Source organism: Nostoc sp. (assembly GCF_036916985.1).
In the GTDB taxonomy this organism is placed as follows: domain Bacteria; phylum Cyanobacteriota; class Cyanobacteriia; order Cyanobacteriales; family Nostocaceae; genus Nostoc.
In genome coordinates this window covers 14,310-31,011 of sequence record NZ_JBALFD010000092.1, presented here as the reverse complement: position 1 = coordinate 31,011, position 16,702 = coordinate 14,310, and the positions used below count along the sequence as shown (strand labels likewise).

General features: G+C 42.8%; 10 protein-coding genes. 4 read left to right on the top strand and 6 right to left on the bottom strand.

Annotation, left to right across the window (positions count from 1 at the left end):
* The first annotated feature begins 753 nt into the window (after positions 1–753).
* The 4 genes from modA to V7L07_RS29610 all read left to right on the top strand — a co-directional run bounded on the left by modA (position 754) and on the right by V7L07_RS29610 (position 4,689).
* Positions 754–1,611, top strand: a complete 858-nt coding sequence (gene modA, locus V7L07_RS29625) for a molybdate ABC transporter substrate-binding protein (protein WP_335062823.1) — start codon at positions 754–756, stop codon at positions 1,609–1,611.
* 70 nt (positions 1,612–1,681) lie between these two features.
* The gene (locus V7L07_RS29620; RefSeq protein ID WP_335062821.1) at positions 1,682–2,308 is read left to right on the top strand and encodes a DUF642 domain-containing protein; all 627 of its coding nucleotides are present in this window, start codon (positions 1,682–1,684) and stop codon (positions 2,306–2,308) included.
* Positions 2,309–2,634: 326 nt separating this feature from the next.
* Positions 2,635–3,309 (top strand): PEP-CTERM sorting domain-containing protein, encoded by a 675-nt coding sequence (locus V7L07_RS29615; RefSeq protein ID WP_335062819.1) that lies wholly within the window; start codon positions 2,635–2,637, stop codon positions 3,307–3,309.
* A 378-nt stretch (positions 3,310–3,687) separates the two neighbouring features.
* The gene (locus V7L07_RS29610; protein WP_335062818.1) at positions 3,688–4,689 is read left to right on the top strand and encodes a type I restriction endonuclease; all 1,002 of its coding nucleotides are present in this window, start codon (positions 3,688–3,690) and stop codon (positions 4,687–4,689) included.
* A 55-nt stretch (positions 4,690–4,744) separates the two neighbouring features.
* Here the strand turns inward: V7L07_RS29610 and V7L07_RS29605 are convergent, their stop codons facing one another.
* From V7L07_RS29605 to V7L07_RS29580, 6 genes are all read right to left on the bottom strand, one after another.
* Complete coding sequence (locus V7L07_RS29605; protein ID WP_335062816.1) at positions 4,745–5,440, bottom strand: DUF305 domain-containing protein; 696 nt, start codon at positions 5,438–5,440, stop codon at positions 4,745–4,747.
* Between the two features lie 171 nt (positions 5,441–5,611).
* Complete coding sequence (locus V7L07_RS29600; protein WP_442936098.1) at positions 5,612–6,913, bottom strand: hybrid sensor histidine kinase/response regulator; 1,302 nt, start codon at positions 6,911–6,913, stop codon at positions 5,612–5,614.
* Positions 6,913–9,783: a CHASE2 domain-containing protein gene (locus tag V7L07_RS29595; protein ID WP_335062812.1), complete on the bottom strand. Its 2,871-nt coding sequence runs from the start codon at positions 9,781–9,783 to the stop codon at positions 6,913–6,915. Before V7L07_RS29595 ends, V7L07_RS29600 begins: the two co-directional genes overlap by 1 nt.
* A 112-nt stretch (positions 9,784–9,895) precedes the next feature.
* Positions 9,896–10,816, bottom strand: a complete 921-nt coding sequence (locus V7L07_RS29590) for a DUF928 domain-containing protein (RefSeq protein ID WP_335062810.1) — start codon at positions 10,814–10,816, stop codon at positions 9,896–9,898.
* A gap of 640 nt (positions 10,817–11,456) precedes the next feature.
* Complete coding sequence (locus V7L07_RS29585) at positions 11,457–14,003, bottom strand: CHAT domain-containing protein (RefSeq protein ID WP_335062808.1); 2,547 nt, start codon at positions 14,001–14,003, stop codon at positions 11,457–11,459.
* A 111-nt stretch (positions 14,004–14,114) separates the two neighbouring features.
* Entirely contained in the window at positions 14,115–16,646 is a 2,532-nt protein-coding gene (locus V7L07_RS29580; protein WP_442936094.1) for a two-partner secretion domain-containing protein, read from the bottom strand.
* Positions 16,647–16,702: the final 56 nt, after the last annotated feature.

Genomic DNA, 16,702 nt, shown 5'->3' with positions numbered 1-16,702 from the left:
AGCACTTCTGGATGCGATCGCTGTTTAAGCTAAAACACATCTAATTTGCATATCAAAATTTCCTCAATATCTTGTAGGGTAGACAACATGAGCGCCCTGATTATGCAATTTGAATGCCGATTAGCTTACTAGCAAATATACCAGGCGATTTCTATGAGACTGTTGGCGAATTAATAGGGGGTCTAACCCACCGTGAATTGACCAACAGTCTCATTCTATTCGCCAGGGCAGGCGTGTTTTTATAAAAGTGAGATGCTCCCCACTTCTTTTACCAAAAAAGTTAGACAAAACAATAGCTAAAAGTATTTTGTTGGTATAAATGAGAATTTTAGATATTTAGAAGCTATCTGGTGATTTTATCTATAACCGATGCTCTATAAAGAATTCAGGGCTTTTTCAGGATTTATATGTACTTACCCTAGCTTTTTGTCAGGGTTTCATAACCAAAAAAGTTGGTAACTAGTATATTTAGCTGATATTATTTCATCACTAAATACATTTCACTCGCTGTTTGTGTAATTCTACTTGGAAATAATAAACCGCTCATTATACTGCTAATGCTTTTAGCAATTGTGATTGGCCGTTTGTTTCCAAGAGTTTATTATGCGTAGAACTGACGCTAAACCCCTCTCTAACTCCCATTCATCCATATCCTCTGCCATCTCTGTGGCTGGTTTTTCACATACCGGTGCGTCAGTCAAGTATGGCAAAAATCAGACTTTTAGGTAATATTTTCCCCCAACTATAACTTTCATGAACAGAAGAAGACTTATTGCTTGGATTGCTACGGCATTTACCAGCCTGATGCTGGTAATAGGCTTTCAGTTTGTCAACTTATCACCAGCAAGCTCAGTAACCACACTTAACGTATATGCGGCTGTCAGCTTAACAAACGCCCTGAATGCCATTAAAACTCAATACCAAACTGCTAACCCAAGCGTCAACATTGTTTATACATTTGGTGCTTCTGGTACTTTACTAAGTCAAATACAAGCAGGAGCGCCAGCAGATATTTTCATTTCTGCTGCCACCGATCAAATAGATGTCTTGCAGAATTCAACCCCTAGTAAATTGGTTGCAGGTAGCCGTAAGAATATTGTTAGAAATCGTCTAGTTTTAATTGCTCCTACGACACCTCCTGTTAGTGCTGGTAGTGCTGCTCTCACTAGTTTCAATGGTTTGACCAATGCCAATATTAGTGGTGTTGCCATAGGTGACTACACAGGTACTCCTCCAGTTGTGCCAGCAGGAAATTATACCAAACAAGTTCTCACTAGCCGAGGTATTTTCAGTACTCTTACCCCCAAATTATATCTTGCTAGCAATGTGCGTAACGTTTTAACTGCTGTTGAAAACAAAGCTTCTGTCACGATTGGAGGCGTAAATAAAACTATCGATGCAGGTGCCGTTTACAAGACTGATGCTGCCATTTCTAACAAGGTAAGAGTCGTAGAAACTGCCCTAACAACAGAGAGCGATCCGATTGTCTATCCACTGGGTATACTCACCAGAACTACAGTTTTAACGACAGCACAAAGTTTTTCTACCTACTTAACTGGTACTACTGCCCAGAATATCTTCAGAAATAATTATGGGTTTCTTGCGCCTTAATTAATCACCAGAAAGTAAATCAATTAAGTAGTCATTGCCGTGAATTTTGAACTATTTGGAGTCATGTCTTGTGAAGTTCACTAAAAAACTCTCAATTATTGTTTGCAGTTTGACCACTGCCTTCCTTTATACTGCTGTAATTACCAATACTTATAAGTCGGCGGCACAAGCAGAAGGACAAGAACTGATTATCAACGGGGGATTTGAAACCGATCCTCTCGCAGATCCTAACGATCCCAATATTGTGAATTCAAATCTTACAGGATGGGTTAAATCCGGTGAGCCGATAGATATATCAGGTGTTACGATTAGCAATTTTCCTCACACTGGTAATCAAGGTTTATCGCTTGGTTCATTTTCAGGTATTAGCTACATATCACAGACTATCCCTACAGTTCGTGGTCAACACTACCAACTTACCTACTATTTTTCATCCATAGAAGAGGCACCTAACCTGAAGAATAAATTTAAGGTTTTTATAGGTGGAAAAAAAGTTTCTGTGAAAAAGAATACTCCTTACCAACCCTACACGCAATACACTTTAGATTTTAAAGCGAAAGCAACATCAACGGAGATCAAGTTTGGTTCTATAGCCAAGTATGGGTTTTTATATTTGGATGATGTGAGTGTGAAAGCTACACCTGAGCATCAAGGAGAAAACTATGGGGATGAAGTAATCGATGATGGGGATGATTAAACCTGATGCAGAAGTCTGTCAAGTTTAATTGGTAGTAAGAACCTTGAGTCTTTTATTTTATCGAACAGAATTCAGGAGTCAGAATTCATTCTGAATTCTGTATGACTGTTGAATAGCGCAGCGTTAGCGAGTCTTCTCCTAAGGGGAGACGCCAAGGGAGAACGAGCGAGCGTCGCGTCTTGATTCTGACTTCTGAATTCTTCTTCAAAAGACCTAAAGTGCTTACTACAAACCCTCAAACTAGCTTTACAAATTGACAAAGTAATGGCTGTAAGTATCAACTTGTTTGAAGTATCATAATTTGAAATTATTTGGAGTCAAGTTTCATGAAGTTAACTAAAAAACTCTCAATTATTGTTTTTGGTGTTACCACTACCTTAGCTAGTACTGTGGTGATTACCAATATTTATAATACCGCAGCACAAGCAGTAGAACTTGTTAGAAATGGAAGCTTTGAACTCGACCCTCTCGTAGATCCTAACAATCCCAATGTTCCAAATCCTAATATTACAGACTGGATTAAATCTGGCGATCCATTTGATACATCAGGGATTATAATTAACAATTTTCCTCAGCATGATAGTGGCAATCAAGGTTTATCGATTGGTTCATTTGTAAATCCTGCTTATATATCCCAGAATTTGGCTACAACTATCGGTAGTAACTATAATCTCAGTTTCTTTTTAGGGACAGACGAAGATGGCAGTCAAGTTGATAATATATTTCAGGCCTTTGTCAATGGAAATCAAGTTTTTGATAGAATAAATACTACAAATGTTGCTGGAAATCCTTTCACACAATATGACTTAAATTTTGTGGCGACAACATCATCTACAGAGTTAAAGTTGGGTGGTAGAGCTAGCTATGGTTCTTTATACTTGGATAATGTGAGTGTAAAACCTGTGACTATTACTGTACCTGAACCATCTACTCTTGGAGGAATAGTATTAACTGCTGGGTTGTTAGGAGGATGCTTGAAGAAAAAGAAGGCAATTAGCTAGAAAGAATAGCCTTTTTTGTCACTATCAGAAAATAACAGAATGCAAATCCCTCAAATTACTATGCGGTAGTAATGAGGGATTTGTTATTTGTCATGCCTCGATGCTATTACATTTACATTTCTACCAATATTATTGGTAATATGTAGTGCAGGATACAATCTTGCCGATCGAGTTCAGCTTTGATAGTTAGTATTAAGTCGTATGAGTAAGCTGGCACAATAAAACCAAACTATATGAAGAAAGATAAACTAGACTAAAACCCTCTTCCTTCGTGCCTTCTGCCTCCTGCCTTATCCCAAGGACAAATTTTTACGCCGACTTACTTACTCCGTCGAAAATATACCAACTAATGCCAATAAACTAGGCACAAGCTTTTTCATGAATCCAGCACAGCTAAAAAAAATAACTGTCAAAGCGAGTCGTGTTACAAGAAAACTTCGCCGCCGTTTTTACCTTACACAGTCTGCGATACCCCTACTTAAAAGCCAGCGATACGAGGGTAGAGAAGGGATACCTGTGGCAGGCAAAGCGATCGCACCATCTTTGCTTACTTGGTTCGAGGTTATTGGCTATACAGTTTTATTAGAGCCAGATATTGCTTTGGGTAAGCACCAGATCGGGCGGAGTGGTTATAGTGACGTGGTTTTGTATCAGCGCCTCCATCAGGCTTTGCAGAAAATTAACCCAAAAAAACCTGATGAAGCGATCGCCGCAGCTATTCATCAGGTTACTTGCATTCCGAGTTCGGACTTGCTGGAAAATAACCGTCGCTTTCACAAATTATTGACCAATGGTGCGGAAGTTGAATTCCTGTGTAACGAAGAAATAGTTCATGACACAGTGTCGCTCATTGATACGTCTAATCTACTAAACAATGATTGGCTAGCTATTCATCCCTTGACTGTAGTTGAGGGGAATTATGCTCACTATCCTGATGTAGTTGTCTTTATCAACGGTTTACCTTTGGCAGTTATTGTCTCAAGTCAGCCCAGTGATGAACAGGCTACTTTCAAAGAAGGTTATCAGCGAATTCAGACCTACATCGAACAAATACCGAAGCTATTTTCCTACAATATATTCCTAGCTATTACTTATGGAAATCGGGCACGAGTCAGTACATTAACCTCAGATTGGCAGGAGTTTTTACCCTGGCGTACCATTGATGGCGAGGACTTTCCTGCCAAGGGTACAACTGAACTAGAGGTGCTGATTCAAGGTATTTTTGACAAACGGCGTTTCCTAGAGCAAGTATTGCATTTGATAGTGTTTGAGGAGAATGGAACCAGCATTAGAAAAAAATTGCTTCGCCGACCTTTTTGTACTACACAATATTTCAAAAAATCTTCGCGCCAAGACTGGCCAGACAATTTTGGATTTTAGATTGACCCGACCCTAGCTCTCCTGAAATAACCAAACACCTATCCTGAATTACGAATTACTTGTTGTACCAAGCTTTCCGCCACTGTTGCATTTCTTTAATTTCTATATCTTGGGCTTTAATAATTTCTTGGGCTAATTTCTTGACTTCAGGGCGCTTAGACTTACCCAAGGCATCTTGCCCCATTGTTACAGCCCCTTGGTGGTGAGGAATCATCGCATTGATAAAGCGCAAATCAAACTCAGCATCAGCCGCACCCAAATTTTGACTCATCATCATAGCTTGCATTTGGTCAGATGACATTTCCATTGTATGTCCCATTTGACTGTCATAAGCCATTGGTTTATCTCCCGCCTTCGGATACCAAGCTTGTCGCCACTGCTTCATTTGAGTAATTTCTTGCTTTTGCGATTTGATGATATTGTCTGCTAATTTTTTGATTTCAGGACGTTTTGATTTCACCTGTGCAACATTCGCCATTTCCACAGCCCCTTGATGGTGCGGTATCATCGCGTCGATAAATCGTAAATCAAAATTAGCATCGGCTGGGCCTAAATCCATTCCCATGCGGTGATTCATGCCACCACCGTGGTTCATCATCTGCTTCTCGTTAGCATTGGCAGCGGTTGCCTTTAGTGCTTGGCTTTGGTTCTGGGAAGCAGTACTAGTACAACCTGTGATTAACCCACTGGCTGAAGCGATCGCACTAAAGGTTAATGCTAAAAAGCCATTCCTCAAAGATAGCAGTTGCATAAGTCTCATATAAACCCCATCCAAGTTGAAAGCCCCTTTCCGCCTATAGTCCTGATTTTATGCCTGTTGAACATCTTTGGCAGTGGTTACGTGAGCATATAACTGATCATACTTGCTATCCATCTCAAGCTGATTTAATTCAGGCTGTTTCTCATTTTCAGCAGCGTATATTTAAATTCCCAGAGTAATGATAAACTTCGTTCCTTTTCCAAAAGTTGACAAGCAGTTGATTTGTCCATTGTGCTTATCAATAATAATTTGGTAGCTGATAGCTAATCCTAGCCCAGTTCCCTTGCCCACAGCTTTAGTTGTAAAAGATGGTTCAAAAATTCTAGCTTGCACTTCAGGAGGCATACCAAAAGCATTGTCTTCGATGCAAATTGTAACAGTTTTTTGCTGATGCTCAACTGATGTAGCGATCGTAATGATGTGAGGGACAGTAGCAACAATCTCTTGAACTGAGTGGTTTTGGTGGAGGTCATCAAATGCATCAATAGCATTGGCGATAATATTCATAAATACCTGGTTCAGTTGTCCGGGATAGCAAGTAATTGGAGGTAACTCACCATATTGTTTGACAATCTCGATTTTAGAGCGCTCTCCTTGATCTTGTAATCGATGTTTTAAGAGCATTAAGGTACTATCAAGGCCTTCGTGAATCTGAAACTCGATCATAGATGAGATATCAGCTCGAGCAAAGGTTCTTAGAGAGAGGCTAATGTCTTTGAGACGACTAATCCCCTGGTGCATTGATCCCAGAATTTTTGGTAAATCTTCAACCAGATACTCTAAGTCAATTTCTTCAACGAGTTCTTCAATTTCTGGGTCTGGATGTGGTAGCTTTTGCTGTTGGAGATTCACCAAACGCAGGAGATCCTTCACATATTCTTCAATATGAGAGCAATTTCCACTAATAAAACTAATTGGGTTATTAATCTCATGACCTATGCCTGCAACAAGTTGTCCGAGAGTAGACATTTTCTCACTCTGGATTAGTTGTAATTGGGTTTGTTGTAATTGTTGTAGAGATTGGCTTAATTCTACAGTGCGTTCTTGCACTCTTTGTTCTAGAGTACGGGTAAGGTCGGAGATGTTTAGATGTAACTTTAATCGAGCAATGACTTCTTCGTGCTGAAAGGGTTTGGTAATATAGTCAACTGCACCAATTTCTAGTCCTTTAACTTTGTCTGTCGCATCAGCCAAAGCAGTCATAAAAATGACCGGAATATTCTGAGTGATGGAATTTGCTTTCAGTCTACGACAAGTTTCAAATCCATCAATACCTGGCATCATCACATCCAAGAGAATGAGATCGGGAATGGCGTATTCTGTTTGTTCAATGGCGGATTCTCCATCGGTTGCCATGAGTGTTTTCCAACCACATCTCTGAATGGCTTCTGATAGCACTTTGAGATTGTTGGGATTATCGTCTACCAAAAGTATATGCATTGGCTTCAAGAAAGATTCAAGCATCATTGATGTGACTCAGTTGTTACAAAATTTTTAAGGAACTTACGGATTTTTCCGGTTTGGAAGTTGACAGTAAATTGGCTTAACTCAGTTGCGAAGGGAATTAGCTGACTATCTTGCTGAATTAACTCTTTGATTATTCCTTCGATCGTCGGAATATCTCCCATCATTGACAGATGATAAAGTTGTTGTAAAACATCCTGTGATGGCAGAACCAATTCAGCATTGGTTTTCTGTTCGGGCTGGTAAGATAACTTTTGAGGTGTGGATTCAGCATAAATCCACTGCACTCTTAGCAGCGATCGCAGTGCATTAAATAGTTCATCAATTTGTAGGGGTTTTGGCAAAAATGCTGTAGCCCCTGCTTCAAAACTGCGTTGCCGATTTTCTTCAAATACACTGGCACTAGAGACAATAATCGGAATAGTATGGGTTTGGGGATTTTCTTGTAAGTTAACCATGAACTCAAAGCCATCCATATTAGGCATGGCTAAATCCAGCAGAATTACATCTGGGTGATGATCAGTTACCATTTGTAGCCCATGTTTGCCGTCACTTGCTTCCAGGGTTCGACAGCCAATTCCTTGGAGTAAATTAGCCAACATCGAACAATGGTTAATATCATCATCGATAATGAGAATTTGAGGCCCACTACCCCGAATACCGATGATTTTCTGGTGAGTTGGGGCTGCATCTACAGTCGGCGTAAACATAGCTTCTATCTGCCAGTCATGGGAAACTGGTACTGGTACAATCAAATCTAGCCAAAAAAGACTACCTTCACCCAGGTGACTTTGTACTTGAATTTGGCTTCCCATTAATGTCGCAATTCTTTGACTGATTGCTAATCCCAACCCAGTACCTTCAGATTTTCGTCCAGCTTCACCTACTTGCTCAAAGGCCAAAAAGATTTTCTCTAGTTGGTCTGGTGACATCCCAATACCTGTATCTTCAATCTGGAAGCGAATCTTGATTGTTGGGGATTGGGGAAGGTGGGGTCCCCTCTGGGGATAAGGGGTAATGGGGATTGGGTATTGGTTATTTTCCCTGTTCCTAGTCCCCAGTCCCCAGTCCCCTGCCCCCAGTACCTCCACTTTAAACGTTATGCTACCGTTGTCTGTGAATTTGATAGCATTGCCTAGTAAGTTGATCAAAACTTGCCGTAGCCGCTTTTCATCGACTTCAATGGCAACTGGTAAGCGATCGCTGATTAAAATATTAAATGCAATCCCTTTCTGTTTCGCTCGAATACTGCAAATCTCAGTGACACCATGTAAGAAAGTGGACAAATTTACAGTAGTCGCAACCAAATCTAATTTACGAGCTTCAATTTTTGAAAGGTCGAGAATATCATTGATCAGCATCAGGAGATGTGTTCCACATTGGTAGATAATGCTGATTCCTTCCAGATTTTTCTCTGTCATGTTTGGTGATACTTCTAGCACCTGGGCAAAACCAAGGATGCCATTAAGCGGTGTGCGTAGCTCGTGGCTCATATTTGCCAGAAACTCACTCTTTGCTTCATTTGCAGCATCAGCAGCTTGCTTTGCCTCCAACAGTTCATGAGTTCGCTCTTCAACTTTGAACTCCAGAGTTTTGGAATAATCAAATAGTTGAGCGTTGGCAATTTCTAGTTGCTGATTTGCTTTTTCTAACTGCCTCTGTTTATAGGCATTTGTTGTTGCAATCACGCTGCTGATGAATGCGGCTAAAGCGGGTGTGACTGGAATTAGAATGCCAGACAAAAATATCCCATAGCCACCCGTGATATATGCGCCACTGATGCCTATAGTTGCCCAAAGAATTTTGCCGCCAGGAATCCGTAGTCTGCTACTGGATAAGAGCCAACTACCACTAGAACCGATCGCAGACCATAAAATAATCCAGAGTGACGCAGCTATGCTAGAAACGCCGTGTAAGGTTCCCTTGCCGGTTTTTGCCCCTTGTACCAGTTGATGGGCAATATTGGCATGGACAACAACCCCAGGCGTAGGTTTTTGAGTAGATATCCAAGAGGAACTGAAGGGTGTATTAAAGAAGTCATTGGTACTAGCGGCGGTTGAGCCAATAAACACCATACGATCGCGCATCATCTTGGCTGGAATTCGTCCTGCTAAAACATCGCGCATGGCAACTGTCCGAAATGCCGCATCTGTTCCATGCCAATTGAGCAGAATTTGATACCCGCCTAAATCACCATCGGAGTAGCCTGCTTCTTGATTGTTCAGTGGGAGGTAAATTGCTTTGCCCAACTGAAACTTTTGCCGCTTGGGGTCAATACTTTCTAAGGTGATCTTATCGGCTTCCAGATACTTGAGCGCCACCTGAGTTGCCAGCCCAGCTTTGAGCGTACCTTGCTCTTTGGCATCAACTGCCGTCAGGAGGGCGCGACGCACAAAGCGATCGCCATCCAACACCAAGTCTGCTAATCCAACTTGATCGAGTTTCTTCAATTCTGGTGGTGGATTGACACGCTCCCCGATGATTTTCTCAACACCGATTAAATTGGGAGTGTTACGGAATATTTTGACCAGTTCTTCATGTCCGCTTCCCTCCGGTAAATCTCGATAGAGATCCAGTCCGATGGCTCTGGGTTGCTGCGCCTTAATCTTTTCTAGTAATTTTGCTAATGCCGAATCTGGAATTGGCCACTTACGCACTGATTGGATATCGCGCTCATCGATTGTGACAATCACAATCTCATCTGCGATCGCCGGAAACGATCGCTGACGAACCCATTCATCACGAATTTTCCATTCAAGCAAATTGAAAAATCCCAATGACTGCCCGACAATGACAGTCAAAGCAACAGTGGGAGTAATAATCAAAACGCTACGAGTACGTTGGATAAAGGTCTGGAATCTACGCCACATGGTGACTGGGGATTAGGGACTGGGAAGCTGAGATTAGGGACTGGGGAGCAGGGATTAGGGAAAATAACTAAACCCCATACCCCTAGCTCAATGCCCCATACCCAAATTGCTGTTAGTTAGCAGATGCGAATAACGGGGCTGTGATAATCTCCTTCAAGCTAACTGAAGAAAGGAGTTCTTCCCATTGTTTGGTAAGAGTCACATTTGTCGGTTGAGCATTATGTAGGGTTGCAAGTGTTTCCACACAGTCATACCAAACTCCATTTTTACCAAAAGCTGCCGCCCGCTTCAAAGCATCTTTCTGCTGCATCGCTGTTGCCAGTTCAGCTGTAGGCTGGATGCGTTGAATCCAACCATCAACATAAGGCGTACTTGGGCTGAGTTGTCCATCCACTTTGACAGCTAAGAACCAATGGTAGTTTTTCCCAACTGCTAAAGTGGGTGCATCAGCTGGTAATTTTACAGCGATCACGCCAGCTTTGAGAGCAATAGGAATGGTCATTTGATACTGCGTATTGCCAGTTTCATCCTTGAGGCTAAACACAGCTTCTTCTGCATTAGAAGTCGGGAGATATACCAGAATTGTAGGGCGTTCAGACACAGTTGTGCCATAGAAGCTTTGCGGTAGGAGTGCGATTAGGGCTGCTGGGCCTGCCGATCCTGTAGTTGCAGGATTTAAGTAGTAAGTACCAACGCGGGAAGCTCCCCCACTAGCCTGTTGAGGAGTGCCTTTACCAGAAGTAGGTGTAAACAAACTACCACGGGAAGCTCCTCCTGTTGCTTGTTGAGGCGTACCCTTCCCTGCAATAGGTGTAAAGAGGTTGCCTCTAGAAGCTCCTCCCGTTGCTTGGCTGGGAGCGCCTTTACCAGAAGTAGGAATAAAAAAATTACCACGGGAAGCTCCTCCCGTTGCTTGGCTGGGAGTACTATTGGTGATTGGTGGGGTAAATGTCACAGCATAGGCACTGTTCCATGTACCACTAGCAAGCAGAGCGATGACGCTTAATGCACTAGCTAAATATCGACGTTTCATGATGTTGCGCTTCCTTCGAGAAATGGTAATACAAAGTAAGTCGGTCTAATAAAAGCAAACTGTGTGAAGAAAGGTAAACAAGGCTAAAACCCTTTTTCCCTAAGCCTCCTGCCCCCTGTTCCCTGCCTTATCCCAACGATAATTCTTTACGCTGACCTATTTAAGTACATTTATTCTGATTGTGGGAACAGCTTGGAAAATCAGTTCAGCTAACAGCCAAAGCTTTCAATACCTACTACAAATATAATAAATGAATTTTGCTGGTTATGGTGTAATGATTCTGACATTTATTTAGATATTTAATGGGTAAATTTACGTGATCCAAAAGAGGTCAAGATATCAGAAGATAGGGTGAAGCCAATACGGTTCGGTTAAGGTTTTTTGATGAGAGTTCGAGATTATAAAGATGCGATAAATTATCATCAAAATGAAAGACTCATTCATGATTGTAGAGATAGCGATTCATCGCATCTCTTGGCTTAACCAAACAGTATTGAGAGTGAACCTTGCACTTTAAATCCCTCACCAAATCCCTGATTTCGTGAGGGATTTAAATGGAGTTGAGAGCAAAAAATAAATTTCAATTTTCTTGTCCAGACCTCTTTACTTTTTATTTTTTATTTTTGAATTGTTAACTCCTTCACAGCCAGTTACCAACTAAAACGAAGGCAGACCAAAAGAAAGGATCGTGGAAATCAGTTTGGCGGAGCAGACTAATTTGGGCTTGCCGCAGGGCTTCGGCTTTAGAGATTTTGGGCTGTCGCAGTTGGTCATAGAAGCGCGTCATCAGCATTTCGGCTGCTTTATCTTTGACGGGCCAGAGAGTGGCAATGGTTGAGCGGGCACCAGATTTGACAGCCAGTCCTGCTAGTCCCAGAACGGCGCGATCATCTCCTGCTGCTGTATCACAAGCACTCAGTACTAGCAACTCAATCGCTTTCGATGGCTCATTACCCCGATTTTTGAGGAGTTCGGACAATTCCTTGACGTTGACTTCTCCATCCCAAGTTAGTAGGAAGGTATCTTCAAGGCGGGAGCTAAACTGTCCGTGGGTTGCTAGATGGACAATACCTGCACTACTAGATTTGACGCTATCGGCCAGGGCTTGACTGGTGAATTGCTTATTTAGCAATGTTGAAGATGGCATTGTCCTTGATATTTGCTTAACTTCCGATTCGACGGCAGGTAAAGCGCTAAAGCCATTACGAGATTGACTGATGCCACCAACGATCGCACCAATATGATTTTGCTGGAGCGATCGCGCAGCCATTAATTGCATTCCTGGTGAGAGGGCAATAGCATACTTCTCGATCAGATATTGCTTACCGTCATACAGAGCTGCTATAGGTATATTACGTAATCGACCATCTAAAACAAATACTAATGTTTTGGTATCTTTGAAGGCTTGATCCATTTCCGCCGGACGTATTAGCCAATTATAAACTTCTTGGGACAAGCGATCGCGCTCTTGCGAATCTGAGACAGGATTGAAGCTAACTAATAATTTTTCTAGAGTTTGTTCGATATCGGCAAGAGATTTTTGTGTTACGTAATAACGCAAAGGTTGTCCGGTTTTAGAGAGGATGATTGCGAGGCGATCTGGCAAGATAATCGGATAAATAACAGTTGCACTGGGGTCAACTTGGTCAATCTGCTGCGCTCTATCTAAACAAGCTTCCCGGAAAAAGTTATCGAGTTCTGCAACTTGCAATGCCTCAATTAAATCACGGGCTTGCATTAGTGCTGCCTGACTTGGTTGCCGATCTAAAAGTAAACCGACCAGTTCGCGGTAAACAGGCTCCACACTTTCACGAAAAGAGAACTGAACATCGGGGTTGACAGCAACTAAATCCCCCCGAATTGACTTTAAAGCTTTGACCGCTTCAGTATAGGCACTAATTGCTTCTGGGCGATCGCCTTGTTCTTTATATAACTGTCCTACCTGCCAAGCCGATTGAGCAATGATCTCGTCAGCTTGGAGTTGACGCGCAATGTTGAGGGATTTCTGAGTTAATTCCTGTGCTTGTGATAACTGTTTTGTCCGACGATAGAGTTTTCCCCACTGATGCAGTGCATAAGCTTCTGCTTGAGCATCTTGGATTTTTTGTGCAGATTTGACTGTAACTGCCATCAGTTGTGCCAGGTCTTTCAGTGGTAAGATTTGGTCAGGATTTGACCGTCGATTTAGGATGGCAACAAAATGGATCGCTGCGTAAAGAGAGGTATGGCTAGGGGGTAGTTCTCCAAGTTGTTGTAGTAGCTGAGGTGCGAGTGTGGTAGCCAACTCAGACTTATCATAATCGAGGAAAAGCTTAAACTGAGCTAAACGCGCCTGTAAGCGATCGCTTGGATTTGTAGTTAGCTGTTCTGCTTGTTGAAAGTAATCTAATGCCACCTCTGGCTGGTGCAAATCAACGCTGGTTTTTCCTAAGCTGAGTAAGATGGAACTCAACTGAGGTGTAGTTTCAATTTTACGAGCGATCGCCAAACCTTCCTCTAACACCTGTTGACTCTTGCTAGAGTCGCCAATTATTTGCAAAGCTAAACCAAGCGATCGCAGCCCACTCACTTTAATTTCTGAATCTGGCATTGCTTTTAACTTTTGATTGAGATCCTCCAACTGCTGTTTAGAACGGCGATAAAATCCCAAACTTTGTAAAGCTTGTGCCTGGTTAATTTGACTACCCAAGCTGCCCATTTTGTCGCCTGCTTGTTCATAATATTTTTGAGCTTGTTGCCAATTTTCAAGGGCAGTTTCGGCTTTGCCATTGTGCAATTGCAAATTTGCTTGGGTATTGAGCGCCTGCGCCCAGAGAATTGCATCAGCAGAGGGAATAGAGGTTTGCAACAATTTCAAGCTTTGCTCAATAGATTGGCTGGCTGCTTCCCATTGATTCAATTCCTGTTGTACCAGTGAAAGGTAGCTCAAGCTTAGGGCTTCGTTTAGGCGATCGCCTTGGCTATGATACTGTCGTGCTGCCGTTTCCCAAATCGTTACTGCTTCTGTAAAGTGTCCTGAACGGTAGAGATTCCGTCCTTGCTCTAGCCAATTGCTAGGTTGAGAAGAAAGAACTGTGGTTGTTACTGGTGCAGATGCTTTTACAGGTGTAATGGTAAATGCTAAACACAAACTTAAAATACTGAGACTGACATATAACCAAGAAGTTTGTTTAATTTGGAAAATCATAGATAGTTACCAAGATTTATCACAGCTTTTGAAAAATCACTCACATCACAGTACAAGGGCTTATATTGCCCAACCTTCTGATTTCGATCTTCTATATAAATCGGCAACCATTCACGGCTGTGCGATCCGCGACTTTTTCAACAAGTCGCGGATCTGTCCTAAATTTTTCTTAGGAAGTGCGGCACAGGTTAAAGATGGTTGCACCTGAGTAGAAGGTTGATTTGCAACTAACTCGATTTTGCCTTGAGCATTGTGTCCCCAACCAGTGGCTTGAATAAGAGTTTCTGGGGTGGTTGGAAGTTGTGCAGTGACGGAACTCTTTTTTCGGTACGCAGAGATGTCGCGCATATCATCCCAAGTGCGATCGCTCGTCACTTGCTGATTGGGATTTTGCGGTACGCCACCCCGTCCCGTGGCGACAAATCGACTACCTTGATTACTCGCGCAGCCACTAGCAATTTGCTGGGATGGATCGGTAACATTTGCAGGTAGTTCGACTAAGCCCGAATTTGGATCAATACCGATAGTATTAACTTGAACTGTGCCACTTACCCCAAATTGGGAACTGGCAGTAATGTCACTATCAGGAGTGAGTTGGTCACGCAACTTTAGCCCAAAGATGCCTTGAGTGGTGATTTGAATATTGCCCCCCCGACCTTTAATCGCATTAGCAATAATGTCACTGTTTTCTACTCCGGCGATGATGGGTGCATTAATGTTTATATTACCTCCATCGCCATTACCACCTGCTGTTGCTGTGATCGCGCTATTGTGACGCAGCAGCAATAAGTTCCCAACTTGTAAGTCGATATTACCTCCATTACCTGATTCTGTTTGTGCCTGGATGCTTCCTTGACGGTCTAATCGGATCGTATTGGCTGTGATGTTAAGACTGCCTCCATTTCCACTACCTTGACTAGTAACACTGACTGTTCCGCCATCTGTCACCGTCAGGTTCGGCGTGGTAATGCTCACATTACCCGCATTTGCCGTGAGTTTATCCGGTAGATGGAATTTCTGCCGCAGTAGTGGAGGTAGTAGAATGCTAGACGAGTTGATACTGCTGTTATTGCTCTGGCTGCGACCGCTGATTTCGATGGATTCTGTGGCGTTAATGCTCAAATCTCCTCCATTACCGGCAAAAAATGTGGTTGCCCCAACTGCTCCGCCATCCAGAATTTGCAACGTGGCGGTATCTAGGGTCAAAGTTTTGGCGTTTCCGGTCGCAAAAGTGATTGAGCTAATGTTGCTATATAGTCCAGCGGGGCTTTCTCCTATGACAGTGGTGTGATTGGTGCGAATTGCCACTTTACCACTGGAGCCACTGCCAAAGGTAGCGGAAGTTAGTGCGGCACCATTTGAGAGCAGTAAACTATTGGCATTGACGGAGATATCGCCAACGTTCCCAGAACCATAGCCAGAAGTAGAAAGGGTACTAACGCTATTTGGATTGATTGGTGAGAAGCCAGACAGTTCAATTGCTGTTGCATCAATGTGGATATTGCCACTGGGAGCTACTCCAACTGAAGTGCTATTCAACCCCCCTCCCTGTTGAAGGGTAAGTCGGGGAGTAATGACACTGATGTTCCCACTAGCTCCGATACCCACAGCTTCAGTACGCACCCCGCTCCGAATTGTGCCATCAGCTGTTGTGCCAATCAGATCAATCGCCTCTGTAGCCTGAAGGCGAATGTCACCACCAGGGAGATTGCCGAAATTTCGTGCCACCACCAGAGAGCCATCGGTGAATTGAATTTGCCTACCCTGAATTTGCACAGAACCCGCATTTACCCCGCTGATATCTAATAGCGATCGCTCTGCTAGCTGAATATCACCAAACTTTTGCCCATCTTCATATCCCAAACTATACCCCTGTGCAGTTGGGAGCAAACTAACCAATCCTGCACTACTCACACTGCCTAATTCTACTTGCCCTTGCTTGGCGGTCAGAGTTGCTCCATTCAGATTCAGATTGCCACCCACCAAGGCTAGGGTTTTTCCCGGCTGTACCCGCAATTCTGTCGCACTCGGATTTTGAGTGACAAGAATCGATCCACCGGGATTGTCCAAGGAGTGTCCTGTGCCTTGAACGGTTATAGATGCCGGATTGCTACCCATTTGCAATCCAAGGGGAACATTGATGCTCAACAACGGGGTAGCTTGGAAATTAGTTGCGCTAAACTCAATACCATCGGCAAATTTAATATTGTTGGCAGTTGTACTAATAAACGAACCCCCGATGTTCAGTTTGGCATTGGCTCCAAAAATTATCCCACTAGGGTTGATCAAGAACAGACTAACGGGGTTGTTGCTGTTAATCGTCTGAATTAAGCCATCAATGTTAGAGATATTACCGCCAGTAACACGGCTAAAGATGGTGGAAATGTTGGGTGTGTTCACTAAATCAAAGGTAGCCGAACCGCCAGTGGGAACCGAAAACTGCTGGAAACTGTGAAATAGGTTACTGTTGGCAGCACTACCATTGATGATAGTGAAGTTATTACCGCTTTGGGATACGGTGGTATTCAAGGTATTGTCGGGAGTTACCTGGGCGATCGCCGGTCGCATTATGCCTGGAGTGAATAACCCAGTTGTTAATATAATTAGAAAAGCGTAGGCGCTTTGTGGCTTGTCGTTAGACATCGCTCTCATCACTAAAAACTTCCTTCACGTAATTTATATTTAGAGTTCCCTAAATA

What these genes read in the sequence shown, in the direction of transcription:
- V7L07_RS29585 (WP_335062808.1), bottom strand. Translation starts at nt 14,003, where the DNA reads ATGATTTTCCAAATTAAACAAACTTCTTGGTTATATGTCAGTCTCAGT.
- V7L07_RS29595 (WP_335062812.1), bottom strand. Translation starts at nt 9,783, where the DNA reads ATGTGGCGTAGATTCCAGACCTTTATCCAACGTACTCGTAGCGTTTTG.
- V7L07_RS29615 (WP_335062819.1), top strand. Translation starts at nt 2,635, where the DNA reads ATGAAGTTAACTAAAAAACTCTCAATTATTGTTTTTGGTGTTACCACT.
- modA (WP_335062823.1), top strand. Translation starts at nt 754, where the DNA reads ATGAACAGAAGAAGACTTATTGCTTGGATTGCTACGGCATTTACCAGC.
- V7L07_RS29600 (WP_442936098.1), bottom strand. Translation starts at nt 6,913, where the DNA reads ATGCTTGAATCTTTCTTGAAGCCAATGCATATACTTTTGGTAGACGAT.
- V7L07_RS29580 (WP_442936094.1), bottom strand. Translation starts at nt 16,646, where the DNA reads ATGTCTAACGACAAGCCACAAAGCGCCTACGCTTTTCTAATTATATTA.
- V7L07_RS29610 (WP_335062818.1), top strand. Translation starts at nt 3,688, where the DNA reads ATGAATCCAGCACAGCTAAAAAAAATAACTGTCAAAGCGAGTCGTGTT.
- V7L07_RS29605 (WP_335062816.1), bottom strand. Translation starts at nt 5,440, where the DNA reads ATGCAACTGCTATCTTTGAGGAATGGCTTTTTAGCATTAACCTTTAGT.
- V7L07_RS29590 (WP_335062810.1), bottom strand. Translation starts at nt 10,816, where the DNA reads ATGAAACGTCGATATTTAGCTAGTGCATTAAGCGTCATCGCTCTGCTT.